This window comes from bacterium (genome assembly GCA_037131655.1).
Lineage (GTDB): Bacteria > Armatimonadota > Fimbriimonadia > Fimbriimonadales > JBAXQP01 > JBAXQP01.
Window position 1 is genome coordinate 1 of record JBAXQP010000308.1, and the last position, 3,164, is coordinate 3,164.

At 50.6% G+C, this 3,164-nt stretch carries 3 protein-coding genes; all 3 read right to left on the reverse strand.

The window, feature by feature from the left end; genetic code table 11:
- Positions 1 to 71: 71 nt before the first annotated feature.
- Positions 72 to 569 carry a hypothetical protein gene (locus WCO51_11610; protein ID MEI6513901.1) on the reverse strand — a complete coding sequence of 166 codons (498 nt, stop codon included), beginning with the start codon at positions 567 to 569 and terminating at the stop codon, positions 72 to 74.
- A gap of 134 nt (positions 570 to 703) precedes the next feature.
- Positions 704 to 2,563, reverse strand: a complete 1,860-nt coding sequence (locus tag WCO51_11615) for a hypothetical protein (protein ID MEI6513902.1) — start codon at positions 2,561 to 2,563, stop codon at positions 704 to 706.
- 135 nt (positions 2,564 to 2,698) lie between these two features.
- Positions 2,699 to 2,956, reverse strand: coding sequence for a hypothetical protein (locus WCO51_11620; protein MEI6513903.1), 258 nt, complete (start codon positions 2,954 to 2,956; stop codon positions 2,699 to 2,701).
- Positions 2,957 to 3,164 lie beyond the last annotated feature (208 nt).

Below are 3,164 nucleotides of genomic sequence, written 5' to 3' on the forward strand. Positions count from 1 at the left end.
GAGCAAATGGCACCCCTCAAATGTGGCTGCGAAAAGGAAAGCCGTGCTTATTGCCAGATTGGTGTCGTTACTTATGCGATTTTGAACAACCGATCATATATTTCTTGCACCGTTGAATACCTTTCGAATTTGGCTTTTGGTATTTCGCGAATTTCAGGACGTTCCGCCTTAACCCCTTCGGCATTTGCTTTTGTATGCTTTGCTACTTTGAACTCCTCTATGCTTGGCAGAGGCGATCCAAACGAACCACCAAAAAACAGAAACGGTCCTAAGTCTAGCGTCTTATCGTCAAAGTACACCCACACAACACAGCCAGAGGGCTTACTAGACAGAGCAGTATGCACCTTCTGCTTTACTGCTTTTGCATCGAGGTGCGCTGCCTTGAGCTGGACATGACGAATCACGCCATTTTGCTCTGCGATTAGATCGTACCCTCGATTATCGACTTCTGGTTTTGCTATTTCCAACGAACATCCGCCTTCAATCCATGAAAGTTTCAATAACTCACCAATGAATAAATGCTCGATGAGTTTTTCTCGGAATGATGATTTCAGATAGTGCTTTTCCATTTATTACCTCGTGAATAACGGGCCGGGAGAACAGCGGCGGTTTTAGACATCATGGTTGTCAGTCGTAAAACAGAAAAGCTTAAAGACCTGCCATCCTTGTAAACGTGGGTTATGCAATCCATTACCACCTACTTCTACCAGTCCGACTTGTTCGGATAGTTCACGCGACCCTTGAAGTACTTAACGTTGAGCGCCTTATCAATCAGCACTACACCGATAGAATGCGAAAACCGCCCGCTGCTTCGATAGGTATCTCTCTCATAGCGTTGAAGTTTGAAGAGCAATAGCAACTCCCTATCATAATTCGTCAGCACCTTCTTAAGTACGCTTGATGTGCATAAAAGCCGCAGTCCCGGATGAGGGCCATCTTCACGGTTGGTTTCATCGCGTCCCCAGGCTTCGGCTCGAAGTGAAAACGTCCCTCGCTTGTTATTCCCGAAGCATCCGAATGCATCTCTCCGTGTCAGCTCGCAGAACTCCGAATATTCTTGAGCAAGACGTGGCCGAACATTGGCAATCGAAACGCCATACGGATCATGTTCATCCAACTGGGCCTCGCCGGACGGACAAACGATCCAAGGCGAGAACTCTTTCTTATCGCTGCGCAGATATTCGTCATCATGTTCGCCGCCCTGTAAAGCAGGCACCCATGCCCGTATAGGCTTTTCGTGAATGAGCTTTCTTGCAAACTGCTCGGCCTTTTTGGGTGGAACAAGCACAGAGGATATTCCGATTTCAACACCATCGGATGAATACCATCTGCCCTGAACAATCAGTTCTTTACCAAGCCCTTTCTCAATATCTACGCAGGCAAGCGCTAAGATCTTCTTCTGATCGCCGATTATCGCGAGCCCCTTCTTCTTAGATTCAAGCAGCCTCACAGAGGCGTCATCAGGCGTCCTGCCTGTTCCATCGGATAACCACAATCCATCCTTGCGCGTAAGCACGTAGCGGCCAACCCACTCTGTCCACGGGTCGTCCCCGTACCACCCGTCGTTGGTTACAGGATGAGCGACAAGCAGCTTGGCTGCTGCAATAAATAGAGCATGCCACCCGAGTTGTTGCCCATAGCCGTGAAAGCGGGGCGTTATTCCATGAGAATTTTGCCCGCGGGACTCGCGGCCACCATCCTCATACATGTGCGTCATTGACGGATCAATCTTTTGTACGATGCTTGACATCATGTCATCAACTTCCCAGCAGCCCTTGCCGAAGATACGTCCAAGGTTATCAACGTCATGCTTATTAAAGTCATACTCCAGATGGAACCGAAAGGACGGTTCGGGTACTGATTTCGGACGACCCTGATAGAAACCGCCGCCATTGCGGACCTTCTTTCGTAAACGCGGACGCTGGGACTTGTCGGCATTACGCACAATCTTGAGCGTGGCTGAGTCAAGCACTAGTTTGCTGCGATCTACACAGGCAATAAGCGCTTTGGCGGCAAAGTGGCGCATAAGCACATGCGGCTCGTCTTTTTCCATGATGCCAGCCAGGAGTAGATCCTTGTAACGCGCCACCTGATCGGGATGGTCGATAGCCATCCGCGCCAGGGTGATCAAAAGCCAAAGCCGTGCATGCAGGTAGTAGAACACGAACTCTTGTGCCTGAAACGGTTCAGCATTCTTCGTGTCGAAGGCGGCAACAATTTTGTCGACAATGTCCCAGCGCCCAAACTTTGCAAACCGGCGTATGCAGTGAGCGGCGCGCCATCTGTCAACCGCATGGGGCGAACCGATGACACGCCATATTAGCCCTGCAGCTATTTCGGCGAAGTTATTTGCTGGGTAGCAGCCAGCTTTCCACGGACCGTCTGTTACGTTGTCGGCAATCCGTGCCGAGTCACTCGATAGGAGACGCTTCAGGGCAAGCTGCCCCTGCCCTTCATCCGCTTCCGGGCATATGAAATTTGCGAACGCAAGCCATACAGATCCGGCGACTGTGCTATCAGGACGTGAAAAGACCTTTATCAACTCAACGACGAGTTCGGCCATGGGCACGCCCGTAAACTCGGATATCTCCTTGATGTTCGACCCCGAGAATCGACCGTCATCGACCAAATCATCGGCGTGAGCAAGAACTAGAGGCTGTGCCAGGCTCCTATAGACACCAGCAAGCGCCGCGGATGATCAGCCCCAGGCTTCCTTCGCATCTTTCAGTTCTGCGAATTTCCAGTAGAAAAACAGATGCTCCAGATTGGCCACATTGCGAACGTATTGACCGCGGGCAGCAAAGGGCACTTTGGCACGCAGCGCGGAAAAGAAGCCGCCTTTTAGATCATACATATTCCCCAACGCATTAAATTCGTCGATGGCCTTTACAAGCGATGCCTCGTCAGTCGGGTCCGTCGCTTCGGCTAATCGGCGGTATCCCGTTTTTCCTGTCACCCACGATCTGCGATAATCTCACAAGACCGCTTTCCGGGAGGATATTAGGCACTGCTTGCACTTCTTTCTTTTCCATGGCCTGCTCCTTTTTGTGAGCAACAAAAAACCTGTGCCAAACGTCAAAGCAGTAAATGCTCTGAAGTTCAACACAGGTAATGGGGAATCCGAAAAGGTGCCATGCCCTGTTGCTGAGTTGTACCCGCTAACT

Bases quoted from the DNA above. Each gene is read 5' to 3' on its own strand.
- WCO51_11610 (MEI6513901.1), bottom strand. From the start codon at position 569: ATGGAAAAGCACTATCTGAAATCATCATTCCGAGAAAAACTCATCGAG.
- WCO51_11615 (MEI6513902.1), bottom strand. From the start codon at position 2,563: ATGGCCGAACTCGTCGTTGAGTTGATAAAGGTCTTTTCACGTCCTGAT.